Genomic DNA, 17,184 nt, shown 5'->3' with positions numbered 1-17,184 from the left:
GTGCACAGTCCCCCACGCCCCACTCCCCTGACGGACATCAAGCCCATCCTTGGGAAAAGTAACCTTCCCATCGTCAGCGCTCCGCCCCTGCACCCACTCAGTGTTGATGCCGTTGAGATCGGCCCTGTCGGCGTGCACAGTCCCCCACGCCCCACTCCCCTGACGGACATCAAGCCCATCCTTGGGAAAAGTAACCTTCCCATCGTCAGCGCTCCGCCCCTGCACCCACCCGGTATTCACACCGTTGAGATCGGCCCTGTCGGCCGTCACCGTCCCTTGCCCGCCGGAGTCATTGAAGATCTCCACCCCTGTGCCGGTGAAGGCGACGCGCCCCTTGTTCGTCGTTCCCTGGACCCAGGGGGTGTCGATGCCGGTCGTGGCGGTGAGGGTTTCCAGGACGGGATGGCGGACCTGCACGGTCGTGGTGAGGAAGTGCTGCTTTTGAGTGGTCGGGTCGGTGGCGACCAGGATGTAGGTGGTAGCGCGCTTCGGGGCGTCGGTCGGCGACCAGGTACGCGTGCCTGGAGTGATGGCGGATTGCCCGCCGGGGAACCGGATCTCGTAGCTGAAGTCGTTAGACCCGTCCCAGCTCAGGGTGAGGCCATCTCCGGTGTCCAGCATGGTTTTGTCCGGGCGGAAGTCGCGCGGTGCCGGAATCTCCTTGGGAGTGGCCTTCACCACCGGCACGGCCGCGTCGCTGACCTGCCATCCTCTACCGGTTCTGACGGTCTCGGTCACCATCAGAACGACCACACCTGCAGTGGGAGCGACGGTGACGTTTTCCAGTGTCAGCACCATGTGGTCGCCAGGTGCGAAAGCTTCTAAACGACCGCTCTGGGTGGTGACCTGGAAGACATCGGCGCCTTGCTGCTGGACGATCACTGGCTGAGTGGCCGCCTGGGAGCTCGACTGGGTGTCGGTGTATTCGCCCTTCGGGTTGATCGCGTTGATGTTCTGGGTGAGATGGCCGGCACCGTCGCCAAGGGGCACCTTCACCTCGATCCTCAACCAAGGCACCGTCTTCCCGGTGTTGGTGACCATCAGATACAGCGTCCCCGTGGACGGAGAGCGCCCGTTCACTGACGCCTCCAGGGATGTCGGGTCGGTGAGGATGGTGTAGGTCAACGCAGTCAAGATCACGACTCCTTCTCTTGGCAGATAGCACAGGTCGATGCCCTGCTCACTGTGAGAGGACCTGGCCGGGCAGAACAGGCAGCGGCACGGCTGAAGTGTCTGGAACCCGCCGTATGTGACGCACCGCAGAAAAGCACCCTCCTAGATCCAAACGCCAGGGCGGGAGCACAGCAAGAGCATTCAAGGTGGCCATAACGGGGCGCTTCAGCAATATCCTCGGCGTCTTGACAGGCATTCGGGCCATGCTCTGATGGCCGCCCCGCGAACACCTGCCGGCCGCGATAAGCGCGGTGATCGAGTCTGTGCTGAAACGATGGGCGGCATTTCACCTAGCGGGTCTACTGGTGCTGACATCTGGCGGAGCCAGGCCGAATGGGATAAGAATTCCAAGATCAGAGCTTGGAGGTTGTTCCTGTGGTGTCCACGGATGTGCCGTCTCAGCCACCGACGGTGGCTGCTGAACGCCCCCGGCCGTGGCGGCTTCAGTCGCAGGGATACGTGGCCATCCTCGGCGGGGTTGCCGCCGTCACCGTCATCGCGCTGATGAACGCCGCTCGCCTCGACGTACCGAAGAAGGGCAGAGTACTCATTGCCGGTGCCGGCCTTCTCGGACTGATCGTGGATGTCGTCATGATCTGGGACACCAGGGTGAACTCCGACGCCTACACCATGTTGTCGGTGTTGCTCGCACTGGTCGTTCATGTCGTTCAAGCGGGCGTGCAGAGACCACACGATCGGGGAGCCCTGCTGCTGTCCAGAGGGAAAGATCATGCGCCGATGTGGCTGGCGGGTGCAGCCGCCATCCTGGTCGGCGGCGTACTCCACTACTTCATGCTGACCACGCTCGGAGGGTGACGGGAGCCGAGCCTGTCAGCAAGAAGCTCAAACGATCAAGAAACGACGAAGGCCCCTGATGGCGTAATGCCTGATCAAGGGCCTTCTCAGCTGTGTGCGGCCGGAGGTACTCGAAACGCCAACCTCCTGATCTGTAGACCTGAGCAAAAAAGTTCGCCGAAGTTCACAGAGGTTCACAGAGGTTCACCGTTCCAGCTCATGAACCCCGGCGAACGTCAACGGACGCCTACAAACTTCCTCGCGCTGCTACACCCGCCGCTGCAGAAAACCGCGCTCCACGCTGGTAAAACGAGCGGATCATGCAATACGACGGCACCCCGCTGGCTTACCCTCCGAAGTGTGGTCATGACTGTGGTATTCGACATCGGCGAGACGCTGGTTCGCGATGACCGGTACTGGGGGTCCTGGGCCGACTGGCTGAACGTTCCCCGCCATACCTTGTCCGCCCTGGTCGGTGCGGTAACAGCGCTGGGCATGGACAACGCGGAAGCGGTCCGTCTCCTGCGACCGGGCATCGACCTGCATGCGGTGCGCCGGGCTCGCGAGGAGGCGGGCCAGGGCGAATACCTCGACGAAAGCGACCTGTACCCCGATGTACGACCCGGGTTGCAAGCCCTGCGCGACGCGGGGCTTCGTGTCTGCGTCGCCGGAAACCAGACGACCAGGGCCGGTGACCTCTTGCGAGGGCTGTCGATCCCCGCCGACGTGATCGTCACGTCGGAGGAGTGGGGGGTCGCGAAGCCCGATCCTGAATTCTTCGACCAGGTCGTTCGGCTCGCCCAGGCTCCTGCCCACGAAACGGTGTACGTAGGTGATCATCCTGCGAACGACATCATCCCCGCGAAAGCTCTCGGCCTGCGCACATGCATGATCCGGCGCGGCCCCTGGGGACATCTGTGGGGCGCCGACGAGACCGTGCTGAACGCGGTGGATTGGCAGATCGACAGCATCACGGAACTGCCATCTGTCCTGTCTGGATGAACGGAGCCGAGATGCCCTGCAAAGCCTCCGGTGAAGGTCCCGGGAGTCACATAGCCGCGATCCGCAGCGCACGCCGCATGACCCAAGAAGAACTCGCCCTGGCAGCCCACATCTCCCTCAGCCTGCTTCGGAAGATCGAGCAAGGCACCCGTACTCCCAGTGACCCCGTCCTGGACGCCGTCGCTGCGGCGCTGAACGTTGACCCCTCCCGGCTCCTGGGGAACTCCACCCGCCTCGACAGTCGCGTCCACGACGCGATCCCCGCGTTTCGCGAGGTCATCGCCACCTACGACATTCCCGACGAGGGCCCGGTGCGTCCCATGCCCGGGCTTCGAACAGCCGTCACCGACGCGGTCCAAAAGCGCCTGAGCGCCCAGTACGTGCGACTGTCGCAGACCCTGCCCGAACTGCTCGGCGAGCTCATCCGCGGGATGCACGCGCCAGGCGACCCAGCAGACATCTCGGCGCTGCTGGTGGCCGCCTACCGGGCAGCCGATGCGGTCGCCTACAAGTACGGCTATCTCGATCTGTCGGCTCGGCTGATCGAGTTGATGCGCCAGACATCGGCCCCCGCCGAGGATCCTTTGCTCAGTGCGTCCACGGCGTATGTGCGGACCGAGGTCTTCTTCGCTGCGCGCACCTACCAGGCGGGCTTGCGCGCACTCGAATCCGCGATCGACCAACTGCCGCGAAAAGCCGAGCGTCTGCGTCTCGGCGTCCTGGGATCACTGCACATGCGGGCAGCCGTCATCGCAGCGCGAGCAGCCAATGCCGATGCCGCCATGACCCATCTGAGACAGGCTCGGCAGCTCGGCGACCAGGTCCCCGAGGACATCTACTACGGGACCGCATTCGGCCCCTGCTCGGTCCGTGTTCACGAGGTGTCCGTCGCTCTTGGCCTCGGAGATCGCCATCTCCAGCACGCCCTCACCCTGGTCGGCGACTGGTCACCGCCGCCGGAAATGCATGCCGAGCGCCGCAGCGGCTTCTTCATCGACCTGGCCAGAGCGCAGCTGTGGGCCGGTCAGAAAGACGCGGCCTTCGAGTCGCTACTGACCGCGCGCCGGATCGCACCACAGCACACACGTGAACACCCGTGGGTCCGTGAGGATGTCAAGACCCTGCTGCGCCTGCACCGGTCCAGCGGCCAAAACCTGGTGAGTTTCGCTGAATGGGTAGGCGCGGTCTGACTTCTCGGTGACACAGACTGTGGCACTTCCCCGAGAGGCAACGCAGCACCATGGTGACCGTTCGGATCGAAGCGTAGGCGAACAGTGACGACACGACTTGCCCACGCACATAACGGAGCCCGCCACCGGTAGCTGACACCAGGACGGGCCCCTTGATCAGGAAGGTCCTCCTGACCCGTGAACAACCCTAATGCTCCGGTTCTCGACCGGACCACGACAAGCGGCTGTACCTGTTTCAACGACGCGCCGCCGCTGCCGATGGGATGCGCCGTCTGTGGACACGCCCCCTACGCCCACCACTGTCCCGGCCAGGCCAACGACCACGAGTACGCGCAGCCGACCGGCACGCTGATGGCGATGCGCCTGGAAGCGCGCCGCCGCACCGGCCCGCAGCCCTTCCCTCTGGTCGAGCAGCCCGTCGTCGTGGCGCCCGCCGAGGTCATCCCCCTGGTCCCCGCGCAGCGCCGCTCCGAGCCGCCCGCACCGACCGCTCCCATCGAACCCACGCCACTGCCCGAGCGAACGCCGCGCCCCTCCCCTCGCCCGGCCCTAAGACCCGCCGCCACCGCACCGGCCCGACGCGACGACAGCCGACGTCCCGCACCCCGCCCGGTCGAGACGCGAACCGACCGCGCGACCCGCCTGGCGCTCGCCCGCGACACCCTCGCCCACCGCAGGGCCCGCATCGCGGCTCGCGCGCACGACCACAGTGCCTCACCTCCGAGCACGGGCTTGAAGCCGGCCACCTGGCCGCTCGCCCCCCAAACCCTCCGGCCGGGGCCCACCGCCGCCCCCGGCCGGAGCCGCCCCCCGAACACCCCTGCACCCCGACGGCACCAGCCCCACCGTTGGGAGGCCGCAGCATGAACGCGACCCCGCAGGGCAACCCCATGAGCAGGCGCGGCAGTGCTCCGGTTTCCGAGGCGTATGCCGCTCCGCCGCCCACCCCCGCCGAACAGCCGACCGCCGTCCAGCTCGCCGAGAAACTCGCCGCCATCCTGGGCAACGTCTACGGCATCTCGGCCGACGTCCACCCCCTCGCCTCCGGCAACGCCATCGTCTCCGTCTTCCTCGGCCTGCTCGCCTACACCGACGGCGAGAACTTCTGGTGGACCAGCCCCGAACGCAGCCACTCCGGCTCACCCCTGCTCAGCTCCGCGCTGAGGCTGCCCGTGGCAGCGGCCCAGCTCGCCGAGCACTACCGGATCCTGCGCGCCCGCCCCGCCGCCAGCCTCCTGGAAGGCGAGCTGCCGCTGCTGGCCGACGTCATCCCGGCGCAGTATGTTGTCCCGCGCTGACGCCGACGCGGCCCGCGCCGCCAGACAGGTGCAGCAGTACGCGCCGACCTGGCTGGTCATGTGGAGCCTGCGACACCGCCGGTTCGAGGCGTGGCAGTGCGCCGACCCGCGCGAATGCCGCATCATCCACGCCCAAAGCGCCGCCGAACTGTGGGACCTCATGCAGCAGGCCGACGTCGAGCCTCAGCAGATCTCACCACCGCCGCCGCTGTCGGCCCCGGGACTCGTTCCCCACCCCCGCATCCTGCCCATAGGCCCCGACGAACGCATCCCACCCCACCACGTCCCGCAGGAAAGGGGACCGGTCGTGATCCCGTACCACGACACCCCCGCAGACGACCGGGTGGACGCGTCCGCCCGTCGCCCCGGCGCGATCACCGCCTTGAGGCGTCTGCGAACCGAGCTGCACGAACACCGGATCATCTCGGAGATCTCCTACGACGAAGGCCCACCCCGCCTCGTCATCGGCGCCGAGCTGACCGTGTGGGCCGACTACAACGGCGAGTTCTTCACCTGGGGCGTCACCTTCATGGAAGAACCCGCCACCTCCGCCGCGGCCGACGACGTACCGCAGGTCGCGCGCCGCATCGCCGCACACCTTGACGAGCACCACACCGAGCCGAGAACGGCTCCATGAGCAGCGCGACGGCACGGCGACCAGCCTCCCGTGCCGCCGCGCCTACGCCCCCCGCGGGCGGTGGTGCGCCACCAGGGGCCGCCCGCGGGGCCAGGCGAGACCGTACGACCTCCTGCTTGGAGGGGCGCGCACCTCGGTCGAAATGATGGTGCCCCGCCGGCTCTTTCCGGCGGGGCACCTTCCGATGGCAGTCAGTCCGCACTCCCACAAACAGTCACACACTGCGATCAGAGTCTCACTGGAAGGAAGAGCTTCGCCGTGACCGACGTACTCCTCAACCGGTTCGCCGACACCCCGCTGCGGATCGGCACCCGTACCTCCACCCTGGCCAAGATCCAGGCCGATCATGTCGCCGACATGATCACCAAGCTCGCGCCAGGCATTCCCATCGAGATCGTACCGACGCAGGTCAGCGCCGACCTGTGGCCCGGCGACCTGGCCGAGATCGGCGGCAAGGGAGCCTTCAGCAAGGAAATCGACAGCGCGCTGACCAGCGGCCGGATCGACATCGCCGTTCACTGCGTCAAAGACGTCCCCGGTGACGTCCCCCTCGCGGAGGGGACCGCGTTCTGCGCCTACCTGGAACGCGACGACGTCCACGACGTCGTCGTCACCCGCGACGGCGGCGCCCTGGCCGACCTGCCCGCCGGTTCCCTCATCGGCACCAGCTCCGTACGGCGTCGCGCCCAGCTCGGCATCCACCGGCCCGATCTGCGCACCGAACGCATCCGCGGCAACGTCGACACCCGCCTGACCAAGCTCGACGAGGACGGCGAGTACGCCGCGCTGATCCTGGCCCGCGCCAGCCTGAGCCGCCTCGGCATCCTGGACCGCCATCACGAGATCCTGCCCCTGGAGTTCCACACCGCAGGCAACGGCGTGTCCACGGTGCCGCCCGTAGGTGCGGGCGTCATCGGTATCCAGGCTCGTCAGTCCGACGGGCCGGTCATGCGGCTCCTGGACGAGCTCAACCACGTGCCGACCGCCCGGCACGTTCTCGCCGAGCGCACCATGCTGCACATGCTGCGGGGCCACTGCAACAGCCCGATCGCCGGACACGCCTCCACCACCGCCGACGGGAAGATGAGCCTGTTCGGCATGGTGTTCAACCGTGATGGCTCCCAGTTCGTCCGCTCCCACACCTGGGGAGATCACTCCGACCCCGCCACCCTCGGTGCCCGCGTCGCCACCGATCTGCTCCGCCAGGGCGCCCGCAACCTGATCACCGCCACCCGGAAATGATCTCCGCGGACACACAGTCCGTCCCCGAGCAGGGGCCGTACAACTGCGCTGTCACCGTCCCCTACCGACGCCGATGATCAGCTGGCACTGCCGCAGAAAGCAACCTCCCACTCAGTCGACGGCCATCCGCTACCCTCACTCGAATTGATCGTTTTCAGAAGAGGGTGCCGTGACACAGGAACCCGGATCGGAAACGCGAGCCCCGATGGTGGCGGTGCTGCGCTTCGGTGCGGTTCTGGCGGTGTCAGGGCCGGTGATCCTGACGACGTTCGGAGCCGGTAGGCAGAGCGTCGGCTGGTTCTGTTCCGCGAGGAACCCCGCCCTCTACCCGTCGGAGGGTCCCTACGCGCTGGTGAGCGTGCCGGGCGAGCTGCTGTTCTGGAGTGTTCTCCTGCTGCCGGTCATCGTGGCGGGTCTTCTCCTGCGCGAGTCGCGTCAGGCCATGCTCACGGCGGTCGCAGCGGTCGGCACCGTGCTCGCGTTCGGACTCTTCATCGCCTTTCTCCTGCCGGGCCTCGACCCGTGCACCGGGCAGGAGCGTGTGGCCGTACCGCCCTGGCCTTTGATCATCTGCTATTCGACGGCCGCCGGGGCGCTGCTCCTGGCGGCCCGGTCACCACTGCACCGGCAACCACTTCCCCCAAGATGGCACAGGACCATCCTGTGGGCGGGTGCCCTCGGCGCCGCGGCGTGGGCGGCGGCGTTCCACCGCTTCCCGGTCACGTCCGGCAGGTTCCTCACGATCCTCTACACCGACGTCGAGACTCTGGAGTCGTCCTGGAACGACCTCGCACGGTGGTCCGGTGATGCCGACATGATCGGCCTGCCGGTCGTTCTCGTCACGTTGGCGGCAATGGCAGCCCCTACTCGCTGGGCACGGCCGACCGGCACCACGGCCATAGCGATCCTTCTCCTCTTCCCACTTCTTGACGTCGTGGAGTACGTCCGCTGCTACGACGAGGACTTCCAGATGCCTCTCGTCGATTCGGTGCGATGGCACCTGCTTCTCGCGGCCGTCCTCGTCGCGTCGACCGTCCGGAACTCCCGACAGCGAATCTCCTGGGCCGAAACCGCCCGCCTAGCACGGCAGATATTCCACGGACCGTCGAAGGACAGGATTCTGGGACAGGCGAAAAAAGTCGCCGTCGCGGTCGTCATCGCGGCCACCGTCGTCTGGCTGGTCGCCTCGTCCTTCACCTCGACACGGTAGAAGCGCAACGACCCAGATTCCGCATGGCACGCAGCAGCCCCTACGCCTGTCACGCCAGCTCGGCAGAGAGGGATGCACCACTTCCGGGACGGAACCGAGCGGCTGTGTGGCCAGCGCAGGCTCGGGTTGATGGGTTCGGGGTAGCGGCAGCAGATCCAGCCATTGGGGTTGGCTTGCACTGTCGTGCGTAGGCGCTGGCAGGGTCGACCGCTGCGGCGTGAGCTGGTCATGGCTGCTCCATGTATCGGACCGGTCACATCCGGGACTGAGTGCGGCATGCATGTTTACGGTGACTGAATGAGACCGTTACGACTCACTGTGTCCGTGATCGTGCTGGCTGTGGCGTTGGCGGCCTGCGGATCGGGTGGAGGTGGCGCTCCGGCTGCCGTCCCCGAGACCCCCGCCCCCACACAACAGGCCCCCTCTGATGGGACCGCCCCCTCACAAGACGGCACCCCTGCCAAGAACGCCGCCCCCGAGGTCGCGACTGGTATCCCCCCGAAGCCGGATGCGGCGACGCAGGCGAAGTTCATCGCGGCCCTGGAGGCGATCGACCCAGACATCGTGCACGGCAAGGAGGACAAGGCCGTGGACCGGGCGCGTAACCAGTGCAGCTCGGTGAAGGAGTTCCCTGACGACCAGGCCAAGCTGGTGGAGCTGACGAATCAGCGTTTCTCGTCTCCGGATCGCCCGGAAGGGTTCGGGGCAACCAAGGCTGCCGGGATCCTGAAGGCGGTCAGGACACACATCTGCCCGGACTTCTGATCAGGCCCCGGAAGTACCAGCCTGGCGTGAACCGGCAACAGCTGATAGTTCGCACCACCAGGCACGGGTGGACTTTTTGGTGTTGTCATACCCGCAGATCCAGCACACATGGCTGATCGCGAGGGCCTGGGCGCGAGGCCCCTGGTAGGGCCGTCCGGGCTTACCGTCACCACGAGACAAAAAGTCACAGTAAGTCCCATAAAGTCAATTTCGGCAATGGAATTGCAAGATCAACTTAGTTGTACCCGCTAGGTATGTGCCAAAATGTTCTTCAGAAAGCGCCACAACGGGCAGACCGGACCACAAGTCAGGCCTGCCCGAAGGCATGGAGCTCGTGGGGATGACGGCTCCCGCTGGCGCGGTCACCAAACATCATCAGCCGGAGCATCCGGTGACTTGGTTGTATCGAGTCGTGGTTGGTGCTGCGTGCGGAAATCGTTGCGTCGCACTCAATCCCCGAGTGAAAGAGAAACACGAGCAATGACCCCCCTGAAGGCCCTCTTGGTCGTCATGGCCCTCCTCATCGGGATCATCGGTGGTCTGATTGAAGGCTTCCTCGTACGGACCAGCGGAGACGCGCCTCACGCGGCGATCAGGAAGGGCAGCGTCGCCTTCGCTGGAACGGTGACGCTCACTCTATTGATCATGGCGAGCTTGGGACTGTTCTAACCCTGAAGACGCCCAAACCCAGCCCCCGGGCCGGGTTTGGGCACTTCTCTCTAGGCCGAACAAGCACTGATCAACGTGCACGTGCTGGTGGCCACCGCCGTTAACACAAGCGGCAAGCGGGAGATCCTTGACCTGGAGGTCACCTCCGCCGAGGATGGCGCGGGCCGGCATTCCTGCGCTGCCTGGTGACGCGCGGGCTGTCTGGGGTGAGCTTGCTCCGCTTTGACGGACACCAGTGGTGTGGTGTTCAGGCTGCTGCGGCTTCGAAGCGGCGGGACTACGGTAGCCAAGGCTGCTGTGCAGCCGATGCAGGTTGTACCAGCTTTCGATGAACTCGAAGATCGCGGTGCGGGCGGCAGCGCGGCTGGGCCAGGGACGATCGCCCAGCATCTCGCCCTTGAGAGTGGAGAAAAACGATTCGGCCAATGCGTTGTCCCAGCACTGTCCAGTGCGCCCCGCCGACAACCGGATGCCGAACTGCTTGGCCAGTGCGGCGTAGGCGGCGCTGGTGTATTGCTTGGGTTCAGGGGGCGTTGCAACACCCCGGTCCAGGAGCTTTCCGCTGAGACGGGACGCTGTCCTCAGCCGTTGCGCTGATCGCGGATCACGTAGCGAGTATGGGCCCCGTCCATCCACTCCCTGTCGATCTCCCTGCCCGTCACCCTGCCGACAAGCGCCAGGGCCGACGTGAGGCAGGTCGCCATGGGTGGGCTGTATCCGTTATGGACAAGCCCGATGAAGTCCCCCCACTCGTCGGGGATGTCCCCCTCCCCGTAATCCTGTCCGCTCTCCATCCAGGCCTCCTCCCACGCGCAGTACTCCAGCCATCCCACCGGCAGTTCGGGATCGCTCTCCCAACCGGAGTCGCCTAGGTCGAACTGCAACCCCTGCGCGTAGGAGTCGAGTGCCTGAGGATCACTTCCCCAGCGCTTGCCGGGGACGGTGACACCGAAGCCCGTCACATAGTGACCGTTGACCACGTATTCGAGATCACGCGGCCCGTTGATGTCCCAGCTCACCAGCAACGCCCGCCCGCCGTACGAAAGCTCCCGCAGCGCCCCCTCACAGTCGAACCCGTTCACCTGGATGATCTGTGTCCAGTCCGCCGCCAACCGGCCGACCCAGACGATCCCCGCCTCACCGTGGGAAGGCCGCTCACGCAGGACATCCGTCCAGGTGCACTCGACTGAGTCGTCCACATCCGCGACCGACACCCCCAGGCGCCGGGCGACCTCCCACACCTCCAGCCCTTCCACCCAGGCGGTCATGAACCACTCACTCATGCCGTAGGACCGAACGAGGTGCCAAAGACGCTCCGACCGCCGCATTCCCACCCCTGTCCGCTCAAGTGCTCGTTCCAGGGGCGACTCAAGCAGACATCCCCGACAGTTTCGTGATCAACACTGCCCCGTCGCCCGAGACGCGTGAGGCACTCGATCGATCGAACGCCAGCCTCAACGGTTAACGACCGCAGTCAGCAAGAAGGCCCCCAAGGACTCTGAGAGCCTTCTTCCATGCCTGGCCTGATCCCACTGGGCCCCCACCTCTGCTCAATCCGATACAGGATCTTGGGAGGTGAGATAAGGGCGCTCCTGGTCAAACCAGTCCAGGCTCAGCCTGGCTCCTGTGGTCAGCTCGATCGTCGCCAGCGCCGCCGCTCGCCAGTTCTTCCCGTTCCTCCACTTGAAGTGCGGCGCCATGGCCGCCAATTCGGGCCAGCGTGCCAGATTCGGCTCCTGTGCCCACTCCTCCGGGTACATGGCATCGACCATCAGGAGCAGCTCTCCATCGGCGGCGAAGGCGACGCGGTTGTTGGCGTTCACGTTCCAGTAGACGCTGTAGGCCCGGGCTCCGACACTGAGCCGTGAAAGCGTAGGCGAATGGACACCGTGGTAGCCGTTGTCCTCGAACAACTCGGTCACCGGACCGGATTGGCCCACCAGCATCGCCCAGGCTGCCTCGTCGGAGTAGACGTCCTCGAAGGACGCCTTCTCGTGGATCTCATAGCTCGCGCCGCCGCTCACTCGTTCCCCGATCTCGGCGAGCGTGAGCGGTTCACCGTTGTCGGGGACAACGACGGTCCAGCAGATGGCCGTCTCCAGCCAGTTATCCTTGAGAAGACGCCGGTAGTAGCGGTACATGTCAACGCCTGCGAACCGCTCATCACTCATGTCGTGGGACTCCGTCACTTCGGGTACGCGGAGTTCAGGATCTTCGCAGACGAGTGAGACACGACGCCTCCCCCTTGGTTTTCCGGGTTCTGACGATCTTCTCCTGGGGACGCACTCGACCAGCCCCCTCATCCGGTGGCAAGGACCGACAAAGTCGGTCCGCGGCAGTTTCCTGAGTCAACCGAGGTGGGCTTCCTATGTAGGTTGCTCCTGTGTAAGCGGCCACAGGAAAACCCTGGTCGGCGGACGTGTGGGTCCAGGTGGGCGGACACCGGAAATCCTGGTCGATGGCTACGTAAATCTCTCGATCTTGACCGGCCTTCAGTCTCTGCGATCCGCCACGTGGCCGATCGCAGGGTGCAGAGAGCTCACCAGCGCCACGGCCTCGCCGAGGAGTTGTCTCTCGGCCTGACTCAACGTCGGGTTGGCGGCCCGTATCACCAGAGCCCTTTCGAGGTCGATCGTGTGATCGACGTCGCTGAGCAGGGAAACCAGGATCGTGCGGGCCAGGGACGCCTCGGCCCGCGGGCCCACCGCGACCTCCGCCAGGATCAGAGCGGACATCCCCCAGTCCAGCGCGGGTGGGCCCTCCCCGGCATCGGCCCAGTCGATCACCACTGGTCCCTCGGGTGTGAGCATCACATTCTCCGGGTGCAGATCGAGGTGGAGAACACGATCCGTTGGATCGGTCGAGACCCGCGGCGGAAGAGCGTGCAGGCGACGCAGCAGCCCTGCGAGAATCGCGCCGGTTTCTTCTGGAGTGATCATGCCCTGCTGGAGCGCCTCGACCATGGTCGGGCCGGACAGCCGCTCCATGATCAGATTCCCGCCTGCAATCGGTCCGACACGCGGCACCGGATAACCCTGGCTGGAAAGGTGAGACATCACGGCCGCCTCGGCGGACGCGTCACCGCCGTTCCGATAGCGGCGCAGCACCCATGCGTCGTCGACCACGAATACGTCCGCAGTGCGGCCGGAACCGAGTAGAGGACCGGGGTGCATGCCAGGAGCATAGGGCGCACGACGGTATGAACGGCAACCGCCTCTTCGGTGTATTTCACTGCTGTACGGACACGAAAAAGGCCCTCCGGGATGATCCCGGAGGGCCTTTGACCTGCTGTGCGGCCGGAGGTACTCGAAACCCCAACCTTCTGATCCGTAGGAAGAGCCTCACCCTGCCCTCTCCGCCCCTTTGAACTGCTCAAATGCCAAGCCTATGAGTTGACAATATCCTTCGTGGGAAGGCATTGGGAGTGATCACGACTGCAGAGTCCTTCATCAAGTCGCGCGATAACGAGACTCGACGGTTTACCACATCCTGATGTTGCGGACCAGTAGATATGGGTGAGTGCCGCGCGGAGACGAGAGTCTGATGCCTGTTTGGGTACTGATCTGCAAACCGGAGATCTTCCGCCTGCGGAATATGCTCTCAGGACGGCAGGATGCCCTCAAATTGGACCATCGCTAAACACCACGACAGGATCAGTCCCGGAGACCCCATCGTCGTCTGGTTGAGTGGATCTTCAGGCGGATTAGTCATTGACATCAAGCTGACTCGGAGGATTCTCTAAGTTGCGCTTCGCGATATCTTCGTCAAGCCCGCGAGCTGCCTTCAACCCTTCTTCCCCTAAAGCCGCAAGAGCCTTGCGTATACCTTCAAGGCGCCTCAATATATAAGTATTATTATGAGCGTCAAATTTCAGTAACTCGATAAGATCTTTTTTAGACCAATTCAGTCCAGCTTGGTGTGCCACCAAATGTGCAGAAAGCGCACGCAGCCTCTTCTCACTGTCAGGTGAACTAGCGTCCAATTCGCTCGCTTTATTTTTCAAAAAAGCGCCAAGGGAATCCTTGTCTTGAGATGTCACCAAAGGCTTTTTATTAAGTGGAAGCGATCTAATCAGCCATGTGGCTACATGCTGCAACGGAGCCTCTTCAGTATTCAACCAAGTTTCAACAGCTCTACGGCGAAGTTTAAATACTTGTTCGTCAGAAAGATCGTAGCCGGCAGCACCCCAACACATAGCCCATAAGGCCATTAATAACATGTAGTCGGGAATATCGGGAGTTTCGGTGAGATATTCCACTACATTGTTAATCGCAGGACCTATATCTCTGCTGACTGGCTTTTCTTTGAAAATATTTCTATCATGAGTGACGGTACGGTACGAGAGGATCATTAATGCCGAAGTGGCAACTAAACGGCGATCTCCCCCCGCGTTCAATTCCTTCAGTAGTTCAGATATGCATTCATCTGCACCAGTTGACTTTGAGCCATATTTGGAGTCTATTTCCAACACTCGGATCTGGCCGATAGCCCCTCCAAAATCCATTGCATTCGCGTCAAGTTTTTTCAACTCATCGAGACAGACGCTAATGAGTTCCTGTGAATACCTTCCACCATGAAGCGCATTCGGCAATCGTCGCTCATCAATAGGGCTCATTTTGCGAACGCATAGCTCGATAGCTTCCCGAGCAGTTTGCGGTGCGATAGATACCTCGTCCTCTAGGCAGCCAACTAAACTATCGTATGGAGTCCGGCCTTTGTCATCATAATTACTATTTTCGCTTCTAGATTTAAGTGCTCGAACTAATACCATTAAATGCCGTACTAAATCGCTGGCTCCTCGCCCTGAAAGAACCGCTGTAAGTGCTACCACTTCACGCCAGGTATCGTCTTTAAATCTAGCCCCAATTACTTCGATCGGAGATAGATCTATGATTTCCCTTGGGAGATAACCATTGGCTATAGCGAGTGCAGCAAGATATTCCTGGAATGTCAGGTGCTTGAATTCGTATACATCAACCAATTGACCGTATTCAATTGTTACACCGCTTGCGGTGAGAAGGCTACTTCGTTCTTCGACACGACGAACGAATGCCGCTACCGATAACGATGTATAAGCGAGAACTTCTGGAAGATCAGTTCGGGCTTGTGAGATGTATCCTGTCAACTCCTGAGCTGTGACGCTTGTTTTCCCGGAATCCATCATGCAATAAGCGACATAAGAAAGTTGTGGAATAGCTTCATCTTGATCAAGAGGCTCGTGGCCTTCTACGTTCCACGTCATTAGGAGAACTTCGATGGCCTTCTGGTATAGAACACTTCTACGTCGCGGAAGCTGTCCTACCCATCGCTTAACTAATAGCAAGGTAGTTAGCATCAAAGGGTTGGTTGCTAAGCGATGTACTCGATCAGAAGACCTGATTGCCGTTGCCAACGCCCGAGCGTCTTGCGCAACCGCTGCGCTAGGACCAATAACATGACGATGCCATGCAAGAGTTAGATCCGTGATTGCTGCGTCTGATAATGGCGCAACTCGAAGCGGCTTACAGAAACTACGGACAGCTCCTGCAACGACTCGGTAGCCAGTCTCTCTTGACGTGATAACCAAATTAACATTGGGATATTTTGACAGGAAGGTGCGTAGTTGAACTACGAAAGCTTGCCTGCTTGATGGACTTCTAATTTCATCTAGCCCATCGACAAGAAGGAGTAATTTTCCTTCTCGTAAAGTTAGTCGAACTAGATCCTGAAACGCCTGAGCCAACTCAGGCATCTCCGCACGCGTTGCTAGGTCTCGTACGATGTCCATTATTGGCTTATCTGCCATATCTCCAAGGTGCCGACATCTAAGCACCACAGGCAACCATTCTTCGGCTGGCAGAAAATCGTTATTAGACGTTCGCCGATTAGGGTCTGCATACGACACTGCTAGATGCTTTAGCAGAGTGGTTTTTCCTGCACCAGGTAAACCAAGTATTGCCATATGCTTAATTGAAGTGAGCGCGCGACCTATCGACATGCCTGTCGAACTACCTGGATTTGCGTTATCTGCATTAGAAGATCCATTTTCTCGGAGTCTCCGAGATCGCCTTTTGCGCGTAGGCCGTACCTCCTCAGGTTCGGCTATATTCTCTACGGTCAGCTCTACGTACAAATCATCAAGTCGAAACCGCTGTGCGCCTACTTCGTGATCGGCGGGCAATCCTTCCAGAGTTATGGAATCGTATTCGCTGCGGATATAGTCCAAGTAGCGTTGTTTTGCCGCAGAAAGTTCAGAAACTAAATCAGAGACGCGCGGATTTAGAAGAGGGTATTTAGCAAGTTCATGATTGTTCTGGTCCGCAGATTCTTTTATGGAGGTACACAGTTCATCCGCGATAACCTCCCCATCGGCATGCACTAAACAAGCATGAGTGCGCAGCCTGCCATGCCTTACGTAAACACACCATATCCAACCATGCTCATGGGCTAGAAGTTCAATATGTGGATCAATTGTTCCGCGTATATTATTAGCCTCACAAACTCTCGCAACGCGCGCAAGCGCACGCTCAGATGATATGAGAGTTCCACCGTTAACAAGCTGCTTTATAATGGCGGGACCATCTAGGAGGATAACGCGAGGGGGGAGAAAATTTTCCTCCTGTGCCCTTGCGGAGTCTCGAAACCCGCCAGTGGAAACAAAGTACCCATGAATGGACTTCAAGTTTCCACTACGTCTTTCTGCATCTAGAACCCCAGCAAATTTATTTATATCAGCACCACCGATGGGCCCTTTTGATGCCTTACACTCGGCGATCATCTTTGAGTTCTCGAAGCGGTGATCACCAGAAATGTCTACTTCCCGGCCCGACTTGGCAACGTTGACTAAAAAATTTTCATAACCCAAAGTATGAAAAAGGTCGACAGATAATCTCGTCAGTAGATCGCCTCGCGAATTGTTGTCAGGAGCTAAAATTGATAATTTGATACCTGTGCGCTGTGTCATCAAATTCACCTATCGCCTAAGATTGAGCCTGTGTTTGCTAAGAGTGTCGGCATCACAATAGGAGTCCTGCAACAGTTGTAACCAAATCGTTGCAAAATACAGTTCTCGCTGAGAGTTTTCTACAAGGGCGGCTAGGAGACTTTAAGTCTGGTTGCAGCCGTTAAGGGTTCAGTGTCCGTCAAATCGGTGATTGGGCTGGTACAGCATCCGTTTGACCTGGTCGTGCCAAACTGTGATTTGGTCAACGGTCCACAGGTTAG

15 protein-coding genes and 2 pseudogenes are annotated in these 17,184 nt (G+C 61.7%); 11 read left to right on the top strand and 6 right to left on the bottom strand.

What is annotated here, in order from left to right; genetic code table 11:
- Positions 1 to 1,134, bottom strand: a 1,134-nt coding sequence (locus ABT352_RS03525; protein ID WP_350942176.1) for a hypothetical protein, incomplete at its 3' end; no start/stop codon positions are given.
- Between the two features lie 498 nt (positions 1,135 to 1,632).
- Between ABT352_RS03525 and ABT352_RS03520 the strand changes: the two genes are divergently transcribed.
- The 11 genes and pseudogenes from ABT352_RS03520 to ABT352_RS03470 form a co-directional block, all read left to right on the top strand.
- Positions 1,633 to 1,989, top strand: coding sequence for a hypothetical protein (locus ABT352_RS03520; RefSeq protein WP_350942175.1), 357 nt, complete (start codon positions 1,633 to 1,635; stop codon positions 1,987 to 1,989).
- Positions 1,990 to 2,334: 345 nt separating this feature from the next.
- Complete coding sequence (locus ABT352_RS03515; RefSeq protein WP_350943531.1) at positions 2,335 to 2,970, top strand: HAD family hydrolase; 636 nt, start codon at positions 2,335 to 2,337, stop codon at positions 2,968 to 2,970.
- Positions 2,853 to 4,160, top strand: a complete 1,308-nt coding sequence (locus ABT352_RS03510) for a helix-turn-helix domain-containing protein (RefSeq protein WP_350942174.1) — start codon at positions 2,853 to 2,855, stop codon at positions 4,158 to 4,160. The genes ABT352_RS03515 and ABT352_RS03510 overlap by 118 nt, the downstream gene beginning before the upstream one ends.
- Before the next feature lie 177 nt (positions 4,161 to 4,337).
- The gene (locus ABT352_RS03505; RefSeq protein ID WP_350942173.1) at positions 4,338 to 5,027 is read left to right on the top strand and encodes a hypothetical protein; all 690 of its coding nucleotides are present in this window, start codon (positions 4,338 to 4,340) and stop codon (positions 5,025 to 5,027) included.
- Entirely contained in the window at positions 5,024 to 5,458 is a 435-nt protein-coding gene (locus tag ABT352_RS03500; protein WP_350942172.1) for a hypothetical protein, read from the top strand. Before ABT352_RS03505 ends, ABT352_RS03500 begins: the two co-directional genes overlap by 4 nt.
- Positions 5,442 to 6,095, top strand: a complete 654-nt coding sequence (locus tag ABT352_RS03495; protein ID WP_350942171.1) for a hypothetical protein — start codon at positions 5,442 to 5,444, stop codon at positions 6,093 to 6,095. Before ABT352_RS03500 ends, ABT352_RS03495 begins: the two co-directional genes overlap by 17 nt.
- A gap of 258 nt (positions 6,096 to 6,353) precedes the next feature.
- Positions 6,354 to 7,337 carry a hydroxymethylbilane synthase gene (gene hemC / locus ABT352_RS03490; protein WP_350942169.1) on the top strand — a complete coding sequence of 328 codons (984 nt, stop codon included), beginning with the start codon at positions 6,354 to 6,356 and terminating at the stop codon, positions 7,335 to 7,337.
- A gap of 169 nt (positions 7,338 to 7,506) precedes the next feature.
- Positions 7,507 to 8,547 carry a hypothetical protein gene (locus ABT352_RS03485; RefSeq protein WP_350942168.1) on the top strand — a complete coding sequence of 347 codons (1,041 nt, stop codon included), beginning with the start codon at positions 7,507 to 7,509 and terminating at the stop codon, positions 8,545 to 8,547.
- A 324-nt stretch (positions 8,548 to 8,871) separates the two neighbouring features.
- Complete coding sequence (locus ABT352_RS03480) at positions 8,872 to 9,312, top strand: hypothetical protein (RefSeq protein ID WP_350942167.1); 441 nt, start codon at positions 8,872 to 8,874, stop codon at positions 9,310 to 9,312.
- Positions 9,313 to 9,792: 480 nt separating this feature from the next.
- A complete protein-coding gene (locus ABT352_RS03475; protein WP_350942166.1) occupies positions 9,793 to 9,981 on the top strand; it encodes a hypothetical protein in 189 nt (62 codons plus the stop codon).
- A 66-nt stretch (positions 9,982 to 10,047) separates the two neighbouring features.
- Positions 10,048 to 10,214 (top strand): annotated as a pseudogene (locus ABT352_RS03470) (transposase); the annotation flags it as partial.
- Positions 10,215 to 10,263: 49 nt separating this feature from the next.
- On the opposite strand, the pseudogene ABT352_RS03465 reads toward ABT352_RS03470, so the two are convergent.
- From ABT352_RS03465 to ABT352_RS03445, 5 genes and pseudogenes are all read right to left on the bottom strand, one after another.
- A pseudogene (locus ABT352_RS03465) lies at positions 10,264 to 10,617 on the bottom strand (integrase core domain-containing protein); the annotation flags it as partial.
- Positions 10,563 to 11,264, bottom strand: coding sequence for a DUF6461 domain-containing protein (locus tag ABT352_RS03460; protein ID WP_350942165.1), 702 nt, complete (start codon positions 11,262 to 11,264; stop codon positions 10,563 to 10,565). The pseudogene ABT352_RS03465 and the gene ABT352_RS03460, both read right to left, overlap by 55 nt.
- A gap of 267 nt (positions 11,265 to 11,531) precedes the next feature.
- Positions 11,532 to 12,152 (bottom strand): DUF6461 domain-containing protein, encoded by a 621-nt coding sequence (locus ABT352_RS03455; protein ID WP_350942163.1) that lies wholly within the window; start codon positions 12,150 to 12,152, stop codon positions 11,532 to 11,534.
- A gap of 321 nt (positions 12,153 to 12,473) precedes the next feature.
- Positions 12,474 to 13,154: a phosphotransferase gene (locus ABT352_RS03450; RefSeq protein WP_350942161.1), complete on the bottom strand. Its 681-nt coding sequence runs from the start codon at positions 13,152 to 13,154 to the stop codon at positions 12,474 to 12,476.
- 530 nt (positions 13,155 to 13,684) lie between these two features.
- A complete protein-coding gene (locus ABT352_RS03445) occupies positions 13,685 to 16,924 on the bottom strand; it encodes an NACHT domain-containing protein (RefSeq protein ID WP_350942160.1) in 3,240 nt (1,079 codons plus the stop codon).
- Positions 16,925 to 17,184: the final 260 nt, after the last annotated feature.

Source organism: Streptosporangium sp. NPDC000563 (assembly GCF_040299985.1).
Classification (GTDB): Bacteria; Actinomycetota; Actinomycetes; order Streptosporangiales; family Streptosporangiaceae; genus Streptosporangium.
This window is presented reverse-complemented; position numbering and strand designations above follow the sequence as displayed.

What these genes read in the sequence shown, in the direction of transcription:
- ABT352_RS03515 (WP_350943531.1), top strand. Translation starts at nt 2,335, where the DNA reads ATGACTGTGGTATTCGACATCGGCGAGACGCTGGTTCGCGATGACCGG.
- ABT352_RS03510 (WP_350942174.1), top strand. Translation starts at nt 2,853, where the DNA reads ATGCATGATCCGGCGCGGCCCCTGGGGACATCTGTGGGGCGCCGACGA.
- ABT352_RS03500 (WP_350942172.1), top strand. Translation starts at nt 5,024, where the DNA reads ATGAACGCGACCCCGCAGGGCAACCCCATGAGCAGGCGCGGCAGTGCT.
- ABT352_RS03495 (WP_350942171.1), top strand. Translation starts at nt 5,442, where the DNA reads ATGTTGTCCCGCGCTGACGCCGACGCGGCCCGCGCCGCCAGACAGGTG.
- ABT352_RS03475 (WP_350942166.1), top strand. Translation starts at nt 9,793, where the DNA reads ATGACCCCCCTGAAGGCCCTCTTGGTCGTCATGGCCCTCCTCATCGGG.
- ABT352_RS03460 (WP_350942165.1), bottom strand. Translation starts at nt 11,264, where the DNA reads ATGAGTGAGTGGTTCATGACCGCCTGGGTGGAAGGGCTGGAGGTGTGG.
- ABT352_RS03455 (WP_350942163.1), bottom strand. Translation starts at nt 12,152, where the DNA reads ATGAGTGATGAGCGGTTCGCAGGCGTTGACATGTACCGCTACTACCGG.
- ABT352_RS03450 (WP_350942161.1), bottom strand. Translation starts at nt 13,154, where the DNA reads ATGCACCCCGGTCCTCTACTCGGTTCCGGCCGCACTGCGGACGTATTC.
- ABT352_RS03445 (WP_350942160.1), bottom strand. Translation starts at nt 16,924, where the DNA reads ATGACACAGCGCACAGGTATCAAATTATCAATTTTAGCTCCTGACAAC.